Source organism: Microbacterium memoriense (genome assembly GCF_025398275.1).
Classification (GTDB): Bacteria; Actinomycetota; Actinomycetes; order Actinomycetales; family Microbacteriaceae; genus Microbacterium; species Microbacterium memoriense.
Map to the genome: position 1 here is coordinate 361,961 of NZ_JAODOR010000011.1, position 15,606 is coordinate 377,566.

Annotated in this window: 17 protein-coding genes and 1 tRNA gene; 12 read left to right on the forward strand and 6 right to left on the reverse strand. The window is 67.8% G+C overall.

From position 1 onward, the window contains the following. Positions 1-39: 39 nt before the first annotated feature. Positions 40-789: a phosphoglyceromutase gene (locus tag N4R40_RS11010; protein ID WP_261607414.1), complete on the forward strand. Its 750-nt coding sequence runs from the start codon at positions 40-42 to the stop codon at positions 787-789. A gap of 56 nt (positions 790-845) precedes the next feature. Here N4R40_RS11010 and phoU read toward each other — a convergent pair whose 3' ends face one another. Beyond that, a complete protein-coding gene (phoU, locus tag N4R40_RS11015) occupies positions 846-1,565 on the reverse strand; it encodes a phosphate signaling complex protein PhoU (RefSeq protein WP_261607415.1) in 720 nt (239 codons plus the stop codon). A 169-nt stretch (positions 1,566-1,734) separates the two neighbouring features. On the opposite strand from phoU, the gene N4R40_RS11020 reads away from it, so the two are divergent. Continuing rightward, positions 1,735-2,934 carry a sensor histidine kinase gene (locus N4R40_RS11020; protein WP_261607416.1) on the forward strand — a complete coding sequence of 400 codons (1,200 nt, stop codon included), beginning with the start codon at positions 1,735-1,737 and terminating at the stop codon, positions 2,932-2,934. Next, complete coding sequence (locus tag N4R40_RS11025) at positions 2,931-3,614, forward strand: response regulator transcription factor (RefSeq protein ID WP_261607417.1); 684 nt, start codon at positions 2,931-2,933, stop codon at positions 3,612-3,614. The genes N4R40_RS11020 and N4R40_RS11025 overlap by 4 nt, the downstream gene beginning before the upstream one ends. A gap of 64 nt (positions 3,615-3,678) precedes the next feature. Here N4R40_RS11025 and N4R40_RS11030 read toward each other — a convergent pair whose 3' ends face one another. Further along, the gene (locus N4R40_RS11030) at positions 3,679-4,146 is read right to left on the reverse strand and encodes a DNA modification methylase (RefSeq protein ID WP_261607418.1); all 468 of its coding nucleotides are present in this window, start codon (positions 4,144-4,146) and stop codon (positions 3,679-3,681) included. Positions 4,147-4,284: 138 nt separating this feature from the next. Between N4R40_RS11030 and N4R40_RS11035 the strand changes: the two genes are divergently transcribed. Then, positions 4,285-4,767, forward strand: a complete 483-nt coding sequence (locus N4R40_RS11035; protein WP_203189805.1) for a CarD family transcriptional regulator — start codon at positions 4,285-4,287, stop codon at positions 4,765-4,767. Positions 4,768-4,784: 17 nt separating this feature from the next. Then, entirely contained in the window at positions 4,785-5,975 is a 1,191-nt protein-coding gene (gene ispD, locus N4R40_RS11040; protein ID WP_261607419.1) for a 2-C-methyl-D-erythritol 4-phosphate cytidylyltransferase, read from the forward strand. A gap of 13 nt (positions 5,976-5,988) precedes the next feature. Here ispD and N4R40_RS11045 read toward each other — a convergent pair whose 3' ends face one another. Beyond that, positions 5,989-6,450: a GNAT family N-acetyltransferase gene (locus N4R40_RS11045; RefSeq protein ID WP_261607420.1), complete on the reverse strand. Its 462-nt coding sequence runs from the start codon at positions 6,448-6,450 to the stop codon at positions 5,989-5,991. 50 nt (positions 6,451-6,500) lie between these two features. Beyond that, entirely contained in the window at positions 6,501-7,421 is a 921-nt protein-coding gene (locus tag N4R40_RS11050; protein WP_261607421.1) for a DMT family transporter, read from the reverse strand. A 35-nt stretch (positions 7,422-7,456) separates the two neighbouring features. On the opposite strand from N4R40_RS11050, the gene cysS reads away from it, so the two are divergent. From cysS to N4R40_RS11065, 3 genes are all read left to right on the forward strand, one after another. Then, entirely contained in the window at positions 7,457-8,878 is a 1,422-nt protein-coding gene (gene cysS, locus N4R40_RS11055; protein WP_261607422.1) for a cysteine--tRNA ligase, read from the forward strand. Then, entirely contained in the window at positions 8,871-9,863 is a 993-nt protein-coding gene (rlmB, locus tag N4R40_RS11060; protein WP_261607423.1) for a 23S rRNA (guanosine(2251)-2'-O)-methyltransferase RlmB, read from the forward strand. The genes cysS and rlmB overlap by 8 nt, the downstream gene beginning before the upstream one ends. A 64-nt stretch (positions 9,864-9,927) precedes the next feature. Then, the gene (locus N4R40_RS11065; protein WP_261607424.1) at positions 9,928-10,566 is read left to right on the forward strand and encodes an NAD(P)-dependent oxidoreductase; all 639 of its coding nucleotides are present in this window, start codon (positions 9,928-9,930) and stop codon (positions 10,564-10,566) included. A 15-nt stretch (positions 10,567-10,581) separates the two neighbouring features. Here N4R40_RS11065 and N4R40_RS11070 read toward each other — a convergent pair whose 3' ends face one another. Both N4R40_RS11070 and N4R40_RS11075 read right to left on the reverse strand, forming a co-directional pair. Continuing rightward, positions 10,582-11,895, reverse strand: coding sequence for a DUF4032 domain-containing protein (locus tag N4R40_RS11070; RefSeq protein WP_261607425.1), 1,314 nt, complete (start codon positions 11,893-11,895; stop codon positions 10,582-10,584). A gap of 82 nt (positions 11,896-11,977) precedes the next feature. Then, positions 11,978-13,075: an ABC transporter ATP-binding protein gene (locus N4R40_RS11075; RefSeq protein ID WP_261607426.1), complete on the reverse strand. Its 1,098-nt coding sequence runs from the start codon at positions 13,073-13,075 to the stop codon at positions 11,978-11,980. Between the two features lie 242 nt (positions 13,076-13,317). Between N4R40_RS11075 and N4R40_RS11080 the strand changes: the two genes are divergently transcribed. From N4R40_RS11080 to N4R40_RS11095, 4 genes are all read left to right on the forward strand, one after another. Then, positions 13,318-14,265: a DsbA family protein gene (locus tag N4R40_RS11080; RefSeq protein ID WP_261607427.1), complete on the forward strand. Its 948-nt coding sequence runs from the start codon at positions 13,318-13,320 to the stop codon at positions 14,263-14,265. Between the two features lie 34 nt (positions 14,266-14,299). Then, positions 14,300-14,372: transfer RNA gene (locus N4R40_RS11085), tRNA-Thr, on the forward strand. Positions 14,373-14,591: 219 nt separating this feature from the next. Beyond that, positions 14,592-14,810 carry a hypothetical protein gene (locus tag N4R40_RS11090; protein ID WP_261607428.1) on the forward strand — a complete coding sequence of 73 codons (219 nt, stop codon included), beginning with the start codon at positions 14,592-14,594 and terminating at the stop codon, positions 14,808-14,810. Beyond that, positions 14,810-15,562 (forward strand): hypothetical protein, encoded by a 753-nt coding sequence (locus tag N4R40_RS11095; RefSeq protein ID WP_261607429.1) that lies wholly within the window; start codon positions 14,810-14,812, stop codon positions 15,560-15,562. The genes N4R40_RS11090 and N4R40_RS11095 overlap by 1 nt, the downstream gene beginning before the upstream one ends. Positions 15,563-15,606 lie beyond the last annotated feature (44 nt).

Here is a 15,606-nt window from a genome sequence, read left to right on the forward strand (position 1 = left end):
CCTCATGATGCCAGCGCTGCGATGGGTAGGATGACGATTATGACCGCTCCGTATACGCTCATCCTCCTCCGCCACGGGCAGAGCGAGTGGAACAAGACCAACCAGTTCACCGGGTGGGTGGATGTCCGCCTCACCGAGCAGGGGGAGGCCGAAGCCGCCCGCGGTGGCGAGCTCCTCAAGGACGCGGGCCTGCTGCCCGACGTCCTGCACACCTCGCTCCTTTCCCGCGCGATCCAGACCGCGAACATCGCGCTCGACACGGCCGACCGCCTGTGGATCCCGGTGAAGCGCTCCTGGCGCCTCAACGAGCGCCACTACGGCGCGTTGCAGGGCAAGGACAAGGCCGAGACGCTCGAGGAGTTCGGCAACGAGCAGTTCATGCTGTGGCGTCGCTCGTTCGACGTGCCGCCGCCCGAGTTGGCCGATGACGCCGAGTACAGCCAGTCCGGTGACCCCCGCTACGTCGGCATCGACGGCGAGGTTCCGCGTACCGAGTCGCTCAAGATCGTGATCGACCGGATGCTGCCCTACTGGGAGTCCGAGATCATTCCCGACCTCCAGGCCGGTAAGACCGTCCTCGTCACGGCGCACGGCAACTCGCTGCGCGGCCTCGTGAAGCACCTCGACGGGATCAGCGACGCCGACATCTCCGAGCTCAACATCCCGACCGGCATCCCGCTGGTCTACCGACTCGGTGAAGACTTCATGCCGCTCGAGCCGGGCGCGTACCTCGATCCCGAGGCCGCTGCCGCGGGCGCCGCCGCGGTCGCGAGCCAGGGTAAGAAATAGCCTGAACCACGAAGAAGGGGGATGCCGGCCGGCATCCCCCTTCTTCGTGCTGTCGATCAGGCCTCGGCGCCGTCGGCGTTCTCGCGCACGGCGGCCAGGTCGGCGGCCACGATCACGGCGATCGAATCGGTGTCGGGCGTCCACTCGCCGGTCGCGAGGTAGGCGACCTTCTTGGCGACGGACAGTGCGTGGTCGGCGAAGCGCTCGTGGTAACGGCTCGCGAGGGTCGCGTCGACGGTGGCGCCGGCTTCACCCTGCCAGTTCTCACTGAGGACCTTCTCGAAGACCGACAGATGGAGGTCATCGAGTTGGTCGTCGAGGGTGCGCAGCTTTTCGACGAGCGCCAGGTCCTCCGTGCGGAGAATCTCGGTGAGCAGATTCGCGACCTGCACGTCGATCTCGCCCATCTTGGTGAAGGTGCTCTTCAGGCCCTTCGGGATCGCGCGCTCGGGGAAGCGCATGCGGGTCAGCTGCGCGATGTGCTCGGCGATGTCACCCATCCGTTCGAGCGACGCGCTGACGCGGAGCGCGGCGACGACGATGCGGAGGTCACGCGCGACGGGCTGTTGGCGCGCGAGGATCTGGATGGCGAGCTCGTCGAGCTCGATGGCCTTGTCGTCGATGACCTGGTCGGCTTCGATGACCTCTTCGGCGAGGGTGACGTCGCTGGTGCCGAAAGCCTTCGTCGCGCGTTCGATCGCGACGGTGACGAGCTCGGCGATCTCCACGAGACGTGACTGAACGTCCTCGAGCGACTGGTGGAACACTTCGCGCATCTTCGGAACCTCTCTTCATTGCGGCAGGCAGGCGCCCGACGCAGACTCGGTGATCTTCTCCCTCGAAGGTTAACGAACGGTGCCGGAGCCGTGAACACTCCGGGTGATCGTGTCGGCCGCCGCGCAAAACGTCCGCAGTGCCTGTGCGCCCCGCTCTACGCTGGTGTTCATGGACTCGACGCAAGCGGCGCTCGTCGCCCTCGTGGTGGGCGTCCTCATCGGTAGTGCCCTCGCGGCCCTGGTGCTCATGGCGCTGCGGGCGCGCGACCGTGCGCGCATCGAGGCATCGTTCGAGCTTCCCGACGGCACGCGTTCCGTCTTGCAGGGCATGGACGACGTGGCCGTCGTGGTCGACACCTCGTTGCTCATCGTGGCGGCCTCGCCGCCCGCAGAGCTGTTCGGTATGCAAGAAGGGCAAGATCTTCCCGGCGATGACCTGCGCCTGTTGGTGCGCGCGGCGCGGCGCGCCGAGCATCCTGAGTCGGAGAATCTGCGCCTGAAGCGCGGGATCGAGCCCCGCCTCGTGACGGCCCGGGCCAGCGTGATCACCGCGCGGCTGACCCTCGTCGTCATCCGGGACATCACCGAGCGGGAGCGCGTCGAGGAGATGCGGCGGGACTTCGTCGCCAACACCAGTCACGAGTTGAAGACCCCCGTAGGGGCTGTCACTCTCCTGGCGGAGGCGATCGAATCGGCCGCGGACGACCCCGATCAGGTGCGCCACTTCGCTTCTCGCCTGACCGCCGAGGCGGGGCGGCTCGGGCAGCTGACCTCGCGCATCATGAATCTGTCGCGGCTGCAGTCCGCCGATGATCTCACCGAGCTCCGCGACGTCTCCGTCGACGAGGTCGTCGCGGCCGCGATCGAATCCCAGTGGCTCGCGGCGCAGTCGGCCGACATCACGATCGCCCGCGGAGGGTCTCGCCGCGCCTACGTGCGTGGCGACGTGCAGGTGCTCACGGAAGCGGTGGGCAACCTCGTCGCCAACGCGATCGCCTATTCGCCCGCGGGTGCGCAGGTCGGCGTCGGGGTCAAACTCATCGACGGTGTCGTGTCGATCGCCGTCACCGACCGTGGCATCGGTATTTCCGAAGACGAGCAACGCCGGGTGTTCGAGCGCTTCTACCGGGCAGACCAAGCCCGCTCACGCCGCACAGGCGGGACCGGTCTCGGGCTGTCGATCGTCAAGCATGCGGTGCAGCGTCACGGTGGCGATATCGAACTCTGGTCGCGTCCAGGACGCGGCTCGACCTTCACTCTGCGCCTGCCGGCCGTCGACCCGCCCCTGAATCTGCCGGACAAGAAGCGCCGCGCGAAGAAGAAGAAAGCCGCGAAGGCCGCGGCCGTCAACCGAGAGAAGACTCTATGACTCGCGTGCTGATCGTCGAGGACGAACCCGATCTGGCCGACCCCCTCGCCTACCTCCTCCGTCGGGAAGGGTTCGAGGTCGAGATCGCCGAGGACGGACCATCGGCCCTCGACGCCTTCGGAGCGCGCGGAGCCGACATCGTGCTCCTCGACCTCATGCTCCCCGGGATGCCGGGAACCGAGGTCTGCCGCATCATCCGGACGACCTCCGCCGTCCCGATCATCATGCTGACGGCCAAGGACAGCGAGATCGACATCGTCGTCGGGTTGGAACTCGGTGCCGACGACTACGTCACGAAACCGTATTCGTCGCGCGAACTGCTCGCCCGGATGCGCGCGGTGCTCCGCCGGTCGGAGGGTCCTGACCTCGGGATCGACGAGCGGATCGTCGAGGGCGGCCGGGTCACGATGGATATGGATCGGCACACGGTCTCGGTCGACGGTGCAGTGATCTCGATGCCGTTGAAGGAGTTCGAGCTGCTCGAGGTGCTGATGCGCAACACCGGACGCGTACTCACGCGCGGCCAGTTGATCGACCGGGTGTGGGGGAGTGACTACTTCGGCGACACGAAGACGCTCGACGTGCACATCAAACGCATCCGCTCCCGCATCGAAAAGAACCCGAGCGAGCCGGTCATGCTGTTGACCGTGCGAGGGCTCGGCTACCGCTTCGAGGGCTGAGCGTGAAAGAGCCCCGACCGGTCAGCTGACCGGTCGGGGCTCTTCGCTGCGGCTGTGCCGCGCGTCAGTCCTGGGGGACGAAGTCGGCCAGGTAGTCCAGCGTGCCGTCGAGCACGGGGACGAAGTAGGCGACGCCTTCACCATCGCCGGACTGGAACGTGAGTTCGACGTTCGTGCCGGGTGCGGAATCGATGCGCGGGAACAGCAGGGGGTCCGAGCCGTCGAAGCCGAGGCTCACGGCGGAGCGTGCCGGCACGCGCACGGTCTGGGTTGCACCGTCCAGGCCCACGAGCAGGGTCTCCGCGGTGTCGGTGTCGTTCACGACGGCGGCCAGGAAGTTGGCGGATGCGCCGGACTCGTCGGCCACCAGCAAGGCGTTGCGCACCTTCAGGGGGCCGGAGTCCGGAATGTTGACGCCGTCGGAGGCCGAGTACGGGATCGTCGTCGCTTGCTCGGTGATCATGCTGCACCCGGTGGTGCCGAGGACGAGCGTGACGCCGAGGGCGAGCGAGGTGAGCAGACGCGATTTCACGGATCCTCCAGAGGCGAGACGGGTTCATCTCAGTCTATGGGAACCGGTGGTCTGGGGTATGCGTGCGGGGCCTGAGCCCGCGTACCTTAGCGTATAACGCCTGTGGTATCCTAGAGGTTGCCGAAAGGACATAACTGCATGCTTTTTGAGGTTGGCGAGACGGTCGTCTATCCGCACCACGGGGCCGCTACGATCATCGAGGTCAAAGACCGGGTCATCAAGGGCGAGACCAAGAAATACCTGAAGCTGAACGTCACTCAGGGTGATCTGATCATCGAGGTCCCGGCAGACAATGTCGACCTCGTGGGTGTTCGCGATGTGATCGGTCAGGACGGTCTGGAGCGGGTCTACGACGTGTTGCGCGCGCCGTTCACCGAGGAGCCGACCAACTGGTCGCGCCGGTACAAGGCGAACCTCGAGAAGCTCGCGTCCGGCGATGTCATCAAGGTGAGCGAGGTCGTTCGCGACCTGTGGCGCCGCGATCAGGACCGTGGACTTTCGGCCGGCGAGAAGCGCATGCTGGCCAAGGCCCGCCAGATCCTCGTCTCCGAGATCGCGTTGGCGCTCAAGGCCGACGAAGAGCACGCTTCTGCCGTGCTCGACGAGGTCCTCGCCAGCTGAATCGGTAGTGTCGGAGCATGAGCTCCGATGCGCTTCCGACCCCGCATGTCGCCGTGATCGTCGTCGCGGCAGGCTCGGGCACACGCTTGGCCGCCGGAGCGCCGAAGGCGTTCGTCGGCATCGATGAGCATTCGATTCTGCGCCACGCGCTCGAGCGCGTGTTCGCCGGTCCGCTGGCGCAGGTGATCGTCGTTGCTCCGGAGGACCGCGTCGGCGACGCTCTCACCGAGGCGCGCGCCGTCGCTGGGGCACGGCACGAGCTGATCGACGTGGTCGCCGGTGGGCGAACGCGCCAGGAATCGGTTGCCGCGGGCCTACGTGTCGTTTGGCCGGCGGTGGAGTACGTGCTCGTGCACGACGCCGCACGCGCCCTCACACCGCCCGTCGTCTTCACGCGCGTCGTCGCTGCGCTCGAAAGCGGCCACGACGCCGCGCTTCCGGTCGTGCCGATGGTCGACACGGTCAAGCGTGTCGACGCTGTGCGCGTGATCGCAGCGCTCGATCGTTCCGAGCTGGCCGCCGCCCAGACCCCGCAGGGGTTCCGGCGCGCGGTGTTGGATGCCGCGTACGCCGCGGCCGCGGCCGACCACACCGACGATGCCGCACTGGTGCAGGCCGCGGGGCACGAGGTCGCCACGGTGGCGGGGGATGCCCTCGCGTTCAAGATCACGACATCCGCCGACCTCGACCGGGCGCGCGCGCTGCTCGCCGTGCCCAGGGCGGCCGGTGCCCCGGTGCCGCGGATCGGTGTCGGTACCGATGTTCATGCGTTCGGCGGCGAGGGGGCATTGTGGCTGGCGGGCCTCGAGTGGCCGGGGGAGCAGGCGTTGTCGGGGCACTCCGACGGCGATGTCGTCGCGCACGCGATCGTCGATGCGCTCCTGGCCGCTGCCGGGCTCGGAGACATCGGCACCCATTTCGGCACGGATCAGCCGGAGTATGCCGGGGCTCACGCCGCGGCGTTCCTCACGCGCACACGTGTGCTCCTGACGGGCGCCGGCTTCGCGATCGGGAACGTGTCGGTGCAGGTGCAGTCGAATCGGCCCAAGCTTGCGCCGCGGCGGACGGAGGCGGAGGCCGTGCTGACAGCCGCGCTCGGGGCGCCCGTGACGGTGTCGGCGACGACGACCGACGGGCTCGGCTTCACGGGCACCGGCGACGGTGTCGCGGCATTCGCGGTTGCCCTGGTCGTCCCGCGACCGGCCTGACTCCCGCGCGTCGTCAGAGCGTCCGGGTCATGAACGTCGAGTTCGGATCGGGAAGATAGCGGCCGAAAGGCCCGCATTCGGTGAATCCTTCGCTCGCGTAGAGGGCCCGCGCGGGGGCGAAGAAGTCCTCAGACCCGGTCTCGAGCCAGAGCGTCTCGATTCCTCGTGTTTTCGCTTCGTCGACGATGTGCCGCAGGATCGCGCGACCTGCTCCGGTGCCGCGGAAGTCGTCGGCGACCCGCATCGACTTGAGCTCGCCGCGGGTCGCATCCGGCTGGTGCAGCGCGCCGATTCCGACGAGGTCCTCACCGTCCCACGCGGACCACACCGTGATGGCGGGGTCCTGCAGTTCGTCGATTCCGAGTGCGTGCACACTGTCGGCGGGGGACGTGTCGTACATTCCGGCGAGATGGCTGCCGATGAGCTGTCGCGTGGCGGCACCCGACAGATCGTCGGTGCGGATGTGCAGGGTCACGGCTTCCAGCATGCCGCGCGTAGGTTTCCCGAGTGTTTCTTCGCCCCGCGTCATGCCTCGATCGCGAACGGTGCCGGGTCACGCGCGGAGCGCGATCCCCAGGCGAGGAGGGCGAGACCCGTCCCGAGGACGACGAGACCGATCACGGCCAGGAGCGACAGGTGCTCGCCGAGCACGGTGATCCCGAGGAGTGCCGCCGTCAGCGGTTCACCGAGCGTGAGGGTCGCCGCTGTCGCCGCCGATAGGCCCTGGAGGCCCCAGGTGAACAGGATGTAGGCGACCGCGATCGTCGCCAGTCCCAGCCAGAGCGCCATCGCGAGCCCGCCCGGGTCGCCGAGCCAGCTGACATCGACGAAGGGCAGGGCGAGGAGACACAGTGCCGCGGAGCTCGCTCCCATGCTTCCGACGACGGTGAACGCATCCCACCCGTCGTCCAGCAGGCGCCGCTGCACGTTGGCGATCACCGCGAACGACGCGCCCGCGCCGACGGCGCCGATGATCCCGATGGGATCGGTGCCGCCGCCGGAGGACCCGCCGACGCCGAGGAGGACCACGCCGAGGGTCGCGAGCGCCGTCGCGGCGATCCACACGCGCGAGGGAAGCCGGCGGGTCAATGCCCACTCGAGCAGGCCCGCGAGGACCGGGGCCGAGCCGAGGGCGATGACGGTGCTGACGGCGACACCATTGCGCTCGGTGCCGAGGAAGAAGAGCGGCTGGTAGACCGCCAGGCAGACGCCGGTGAGGATCATGAGCGCCACCGGACGCGCCGTGAGCGCGGGCCCGGCACCGGTGCGCGTGCGCGCGTGACGCCGCGCCAGCGCGAACGCGACGAGAGCGAGCGCCGTGCCGCCGATGACCATCCGCATCACGCCGATCGACAGGGGGGTCGTCCCGTCGGGGCCGAGCGCTTGCGAGGTGCCGGTGGTGCCGAACAGCAGGGCAGCGGCGAGGACAGCGAGAACGGAGCGCACCCATCAGTTCTACCGTGCGCCGGTAGGCTGGAGCGGTGACGGTTCGGCTTTATGACACTCAGGCGCAGGCGCTGCGAGACTTCGCGCCCCTGAATCCGGCGAACGTCACAATGTACGTCTGCGGCCCGACGGTGCAATCCGGGCCCGGCATCCATCATCTGCGCGCCGCACTCGCTTTCGATCTGCTGCGCCGCTGGCTGGTCCGTCGGTACGGCCGAGTGACGTTCGTGCGCAATGTGACGGACATCGACGACAAGGTCCTGGCGAACGCGACCGACGCCGAGCCGTGGTGGGCACTGGCGTACCGGATGGAGCAGGAGTTCTCCGGCGCCTACGCGGCGATCGGGATCCTCCCGCCGACGTACGAGCCGCGCGCGACCGCGTCGATTCCGCAGATGATCGAGATGATCGACCGTCTGATCGCCGCCGGCCATGCGTACCCTTCGGCAGGCTCAGGGAACGGTGGGGCCGGCGACGTGTACTTCGACGTGCGCTCGTGGCCCGCGTACGGCGCGCTGACGCATCAATCGATCGACGCGATGGAGCCGGCGCCCGATGCCGATCCGCGCGGAAAGCGTGACCCGCGGGATTTCGCGCTGTGGAAGGGTGCCAAGGAAGGTGAGCCCGCCGACGCGGTGTGGGAGTCGCCGTGGGGTGCGGGCCGTCCGGGGTGGCATATCGAGTGCTCGGCCATGAGTCGGCGCTACCTCGGTGCCGAGTTCGACATCCACGGGGGCGGGCTGGACCTCCGCTTCCCCCACCACGAGAACGAGCTGGCGCAATCCGCTGCCGCCGGCGACGGTTTCGCGCGCTATTGGGTGCACAACGGTCTGGTCACCGTGGGTGACCAGAAGATGTCGAAGTCGCTGGGCAATTATCGTCTGGCGCGCGAGGTCCTCGCCGAGCGTGACCCGTTGGTCGTCCGTTACGCGCTGGGCGCCGCGCACTATCGCTCCAACCTCGACCTGACACCCGCGAGCTTCGATGAGGCCGAGGCGGCGCTCGGGCGCATCCGGACCTTCCAACAGCGGGCGAAGCGGATGCTCGGCACCGCCAGCTGGCTGACGGCCGCCGGCCTGCCGACCGCGTTCGCGGAGGCGCTGGACGACGACCTGGGGGTGCCGCAGGCGCTCGCGGTCATCCACGAGACCGTGCGCGCGGGCAACGCCGCCCTCGACGCCGGCGATCGCGATCTCGCGGCGCGCGCCTCCGTGGAAGTGGCGCGGATGACCGGCATTCTCGGGCTGAACCCCGACGACCCGCAGTGGCGTGCCGCCGACGCCGGCGCCGACGCGGCTGCTCTGGATCGGCTCATCCAGACGATGATCACGCAGCGCGCAGACGCCCGCGCCACGAAGGACTGGGCGGGGGCCGACCGCATCCGCGACGCGCTCACCGCGGCAGGAATCACTCTGGAGGACACTCCGGACGGAACACATTGGAGTATCGATGGCTAAGCCAGGACGTCCCGGCGCCGCAAAGGGCGGCAAAGGCCCCACGAAGGGCACCGGCGGCAAGAACAAGCGCTCGTTGGAGGGCCGTGGCCCGACGCCGAAGGCTGAAGACCGGGCATGGCACCCGGCGGGCAAGCGCAAGGCCGCTGCGGAGCGCTATGCCGCCGCGGGCGGAAAGGGAGCTCCCGGTCAGCGTCCGAGCGGTCCTTCGCGCTCGCCGAAGGCGAAAGCCGGCGACGACACCGAGAACGTGACCGGACGCAACTCGGTGCTCGAGGCGCTGCGCGCCAAGATCCCCGCGACGGCGTTCTACATCGCGCAGCGCGTCGAGATGGATGACCGCGTCAAGGAGATGCTGTCGATCGCGACGAACCGCGGGATCCCGGTGATGGAGGTCACGCGGCCCGAACTCGACCGTATGGCCGGCTTCGACGGCGTCCACCAGGGTGTGGCGCTCAAAGTACCGCCGTACGAGTATGCGCACCCGCAGGATCTGCTCGAGGAGATCATCGACGCAGGAAAGACGCCGCTGATGGTGGCGTTGGACGGCATCACCGACCCCCGCAACCTCGGCGCGATCATCCGCTCCACGGCGGCGTTCGGCGGCCAGGGTCTGATCATCCCTCAGCGCCGGTCGGCGGGAGTCAACTCCGCCGCGTGGAAGACGAGCGCGGGCGCCGCGGCGCGCGTGCCGGTCGCGATGGCCTCGAACCTCACCTCGACGCTCAAAGAGTTCAAGAAGCAAGGTGTGTTCGTGCTGGGCCTCGACGGCGGCGGCGATGTCTCGCTCCCCGCGCTCGAACTGGCCGATCGCCCCGTGCTGATCGTCGTGGGTTCCGAGGGCAAAGGGCTCTCGCGCCTGGTCACCGAGACGTGCGACCAGATCGTCTCGATTCCGATTTCGACGGCCACCGAGTCGCTCAACGCCGGAATCGCGGCATCCGTCGCGCTCTACCAGGTCGCAACGATCCGCGCCGCGGCCGAATAGTCGGGAATATCCGGTGAGGTCCCACGGCTGGACCTGAGGACACTACCGTCCGAAGGGAAACCCCATGGCACTCATCGCCGTTCTCGGTGGCACCGGCTACGCCGGCCGCCACATCGTCGCCGAAGCCGCTCAGCGTGGCCACACGGTCGTCTCGATCGCCCGATCGGTGCCGGGAGAGCGCGTCCCGGGTGCCAGCTACATCGAGGGCACGCTCCTGGATGTCCCCGGGCTCGTCGCGCAGCTGACCGGTGTCGATGTCGTCATCAGCGCCGTGTCGCCGCGCGGCGAGATGGCCGGTCTCGTCCGTCCGAATCTCGAGGCGCTGGCAGCGGCTTTGCCGGACTCGGTGCGCATCGGCGTCATCGGCGGTGCCGGTGGAAGCCTCGTCGCGCCCGGTGGGCCGCGCGTGATCGACGGTGAGTTCCCCGACGCGTTCAAGGCCGAAGCCTTCGAGTTGATCGGTGTGCTCGAGGACCTCCAGTCGGAGCAGTCCGATCGTGACTGGTTCTTCGTCCACCCGGCCGGTGGCTTCGGCGCTTTCGCGCCGGGGGAGCGCACGGGGAAGTACCGCACCGGCGGCGACGTCCTCGTCACGGATGCCGAGGGTGTCTCGTTCATCTCGGGCGAAGACCTTGCGGTCGCCGTGATCGACGAGGTCGAGAATCCCCGGCATTCGCGCCAGCGCTTCACCGTCGGCTACTGAGCGGCACTGGCGCGGCTAGACCAGGTCGCGCCAGTCCACCGTGCCCGTGTCGGTGGGCACATCCTCGTCCGGCGTGTCATCGGCGATGACCGGGATGGCCACCGTCTCGGTCGGGGGACCCATCAGGGTCGCCTCATCGCGGCGATGACGGAGCACATTGGCGACGTAGGACGAGAGCACTTCGGCGATCGGCACGGACCGGCCTCGCGCCTGCGACATGTACCAGCGGTGCTCGAGTACCTGGTGGAAGACCTCGGCCGGCTCGAGCTTGGCACGCAGATCCCACGGGATGGCTTTGACCACGGGCTCGAATACCCGCGTCAACCACTCATGGGCGACCATCTCCTCGTCGGTCCCGAGGCGCGAGATACGGGCGCTGAACTCATCCATGTCGTTGAGAAGGCGACGGGCCTGGTTCTCTTCCACGTCCAGTCCGGTCAGGCGCAGGAGACGCCGCTGGTGATGACCGGCGTCGACGACCTTCGGCTGAATCGAGACGCGGGTGCCATCCGACGTCGTCTCGATCGACATCTCACCGATGTCGAAGCCGAGAGCGTTCAGCTGGTGGACCCGTTCGGTGATGTGCCAGGCCTCATCCGCGGCGAAGGTCTCACGGCCGGTGAGTGCGCCCCACAGGGAGTGGTACGACGCCATGATGCCGTCGGCGATGGCCACGGCATCCACTCCGCCTTCGAGACGCCCGCCGGCTTCGAGATCCATGATCTCGCCGGCGATGTTCGTCCGGGCCACATCCAGATCGTGTTCTCGCTGACCGCGGGTCAGGCCGCCCTCGTGCAGCTCGCCGGTCTCGGCGTCGACGAGATAGGCGGCGAATGCCCCGGCATCCCGGCGGAACAGCGTGTTCGACAGCGACACGTCGCCCCAGAAGAAGCCGACGGTATGCAGGCGCACGAGAAGGACGGCGAGGGCGTCGACCAGGCGTCCGGCCGTGTCGGGACGCAGCGTCTGCGTGAACAGAGCGCGATAGGGGAGCGAGAACTTCAGATGCGCCGTCACGAGGGCCGCCGGCAACGGCTCGCCCTTCGGCGTCCGCCGCCCGTCGATGGCCGCCACCCGGCTGACGCACGGGACATCCAGACGTGCGAGCGAGCCGAGCATCTCGTACTCGCGGCGGGCCATCTCGCCCGTGGTCTCTTTGACGGCCACGACACGGCCCGACAGGTTCGCGAACCGCACGAGGTGGCGAGAGAGCCCCTTCGGCAACGACACGATGGTGTCGCTGCCCCACTCGCCCAGCGGCGTTTTCCACGGGAGTTCCAGGAGCCCGGCGTCGATGCTGCTCGCCGTGATCGTCAGGGAGTTCACCACCGGGAAGCCTTTCGTCCGTTCATGCGCAACGGCGCGGGGGGCCCGAAGACCCGCCCGCGCCGTTGCGTCGTGAGATATCCGATCAGACGGACGCGATCGCCTTCTTGGTGAGGCGCTGTCCCGATTCGATGTCGAACGCGTGCACGTGGTGCGGCACGGGGGCCAGAACCACGGTCTCGCCGGCGCTCGGGTGGCTGCGACCGTCGACGCGCGCCACGATGTCGGTGCGCTTGCCGGCGATATCGGTGTGTCCGTAGAGGTAACCGTCCGCGCCGAGTTCTTCGACGAGGTCGACCGTCACGCTCAGACCCTTGCCATCGGCGGGGTTGACCACGATGTCCTCGGGGCGCACACCGGCCGTGACCTGGCCTGCGCTCGTGGGCTTGTCGATGTCTGCCTCGACGACGGCAGTGCCGAACTGGATGCCGCCCTCGGTCAGGGCGACCGGGAACAGGTTCATCGCGGGCGAGCCGATGAAGCCGGCGACGAACACGTTGTCCGGCTTCTCGTACAGGTCGCGGGGCGTGCCGACCTGCTGGAGGAGTCCATCCTTGAGCACCGCGATGCGGTCACCCATCGTGAGGGCCTCGGTCTGGTCGTGCGTGACGTAGACCGTCGTGACGCCCAGGCGACGCTGGAGCGACGCGATCTGGGTGCGCGTCTGCACGCGGAGCTTGGCGTCGAGGTTCGACAGCGGCTCGTCCATGAGGAACACCTGCGGCTGACGGACAATGGCGCGACCCATCGCGACACGCTGACGCTGACCACCGGAGAGAGCCTTGGGCTTGCGGGACAGGTACTCCTCGAGGTCGAGGAGCTTCGCGGCCTCGAGCACACGCTGCGCACGCTCGTCCTTGCCGACGCCGGCGATCTTCAGGGCGAAGCCCATGTTCTCGGCGACCGTCATGTGCGGGTAGAGCGCGTAGTTCTGGAACACCATCGCGATGTCGCGGTCCTTCGGCGGGATGTCGGTGACATCGCGATCGCCGATGAGGATGCGGCCCGAGTTGACCTCTTCGAGGCCGGCCAGCATGCGAAGCGACGTGGACTTACCGCAACCGGACGGTCCGACCAGAACCAGGAACTCGCCGTCCGCGACCTCGAGATTCAGCTTGTCGACCGCGGCGCGGGTTCCGCCGGGGTAGAGGCGGGTGGCGTTGTCGAACGTGACAGATGCCATGTTTTCTTCTCCTTCACCGGCAGGTACGTGCCGGACGATCCGTAGTGAATGGAATGAGCGGGGGCTTGACCCGCACGCCCACCATTGGGCGCACCTCCATTATCGCATGAGCGGGCCTCCATCCGCGTTTCGGTGTCTGGGTTCTCTCAGGGTGGCTGGTTAGCATCGTCACAGTGCCACGCCCGGGTGGCTACCCATCGGACTGCGATCACGCGTCCGCCCTGCTCTTTCCAGAAGGTTCCATGTCCAGCGACGACAATTCGAGTGCACCCGCATCCCGCAGCAGCCGTGAGGCTGTGCGCGAGAAGGCGCTGCAGGTACAGGCCCAGCAGTCGCGGGCCCGCGTGCTCCGCCGCTCCGCGCTCATCGCGGGTCTCGTCGCTGCTGTCGCCGTCGTCGCCGTCGTCGTGATGTGGGCCATCGGTTCGACGGCGGGCCGCCCCCAGTTGTCGCCCGCGAACACGACCGCCGACGGCTTCGTGATCACCGACGTCAGCGGGCTCGCGCCCGCGCAGGCCGAGATGACCGACCCCGGAGCCGCCACTCCGGATGCGACGACCGAGGGTGAAGCGAACCCCACGCCCACGGCGACCGACGCTCCTGCTGCCGTCGACATTCAGGTGTATGTCGATTACCTCTCGCCGGGCGCGCGCGAGTGGCAGCTCGCCAACTCGGCTCAACTCGCCTCGTGGGTCGGCGAGGGTGCGGTGGCGCTCCGGTACCACCCGGTGTCGATGATGACGGCGAAGTCCAACGGCACGAAATACTCCCTGCGTGCGGCCGGCGCTGCCGCGTGCGTCGCGACCTACGAGCCGGCGACGTTCTTCACGTTCCACACCTCGTTGCTCACGCAGCAGCCCGAGATCGATTCGGACGGCATCTCCGACGCCAAGCTCGCCGACCTGGCCATCGCTTCCGGCGCTGAAGACCCCAAGCAGATCCGCGCCTGCGTCGAGGACGAGGCATTCACCTCCTGGGTCAAATCCGCGACCGAACGCGCTGTGTCCGGCATCACCGGCACGAACCTCGCGCTCACCGGAACCCCGATGGTCATCGTCAACGGTCAGCAGTACGTCGGAGATCTCGCCGACGCGGCCGAGTTCTCGCAGTTCGTCCTGACGAGCGCGAGCGGCGCGTATCAGAAGTCGCAGTCCGCAACGCCGACGGCGACACCGAGCCCGACTCCGTGATCAGGCTGTCGGCCGGATAGACTTGAGTCTCCTTGCCGGCTTGGCGCAATTGGTAGCGCACCTGTCTTGTAAACAGGGGGTTGCAGGTTCAAGTCCTGTAGCCGGCACCGTTTTCACGAAGCTCTGACCACCTGATTTCCGCGGAATTGCAGAGGTGGATCGTGGATCAGTTCTTGTTTCGGATTTCCCGGAGTGCGCGCCGAGGTGTCGAATGGGTGCCGAATGAGGGTCCCGCGGCGCCTTATACGAGCTCGCTGGTGCACACCTCGCCGCCCCTCGCCGTTGGCGACCATAGACACCGGTCGAACACCGTGCATGTGGTGTCCATGAGCGATTCGAACACTGGCATTGACCCTTTTGAGATGTGGGACGAGGTGGAGTTCTCCAAACGGACGGGCTACCACGTTCGCAAGATCCAGCGCGGGCGCAAGGACGGGGGAGGCCCACCCTTCATTCTCGAGGGAAAGAAGCCGCGATATCGGGCGGTCTCCGTCTTGCGCTGGCTTGAAGCATGCGAGCAGTCCGCCGATCGGATGGCCAGCTGATGTCGCCGACGCGAATCAAGCCGGGAGCGATCGGACGGATCGACTGGGACTATGAGCGCACTCCGGGGAAGATCCGCGGGGTCGCCCGCACGCGTGATGGTGCCGACAGGCCGAGGCGCGTCGTCGCCGTGCGCGATACCCGCGTAGAAGTAGAGGCCGAGCTCAGGATGAAGGCCGCGTCGCTCGTCTACCTCGGGGACGTGTGGTCGCGATCGGCCACGCTGGAGGAAGCAATTGAGCGATGGATCGCGACTCTGAGTGACGCGGATGAAGGGAATGCGCAGAAGCCGCAGTCAGCCGAAACATATGCACGCACCGCGCGAGGCGCGATCGTCCCGCGCATCGGAGCGTTGTGTCTCGGCGACATCACGACGCCTCAGCTGCGCGACTTCATGAAGGAGATGCGCGTCGCACCCCATCGCACTCCACGAGGCAAGGGCGAGGTCGGCTATTCGGTCTCCTACCGTCTGCACATTCTTCGCGCGCTCCGGGACTCGCTTGGACTTGCGGTCAGCATGGGTGCCATACCTTTCAACCCGGCGCGAGAACTGCCGAGGCCTTCGAAAAAGGTAAAGGGTCCGAAGCGGCAGAAGCAGGCCCTCACTCGCGCACAGGTGGCCGTGCTGCGAGATTGCGTCCGCCAGTGGGAGGCCAGCAGCAGATCGGGGCCGCGTCGGGGCCCGCAGTTGCGACTGGCGATCGAACTCGGCTTGGCCACGGGTGTCGCATCGGAGAGGTGGGAGGCTTCTTGATGGAAGAGACGGTCGACGTGCCTTCGGGGCTTGACCCCTGATCT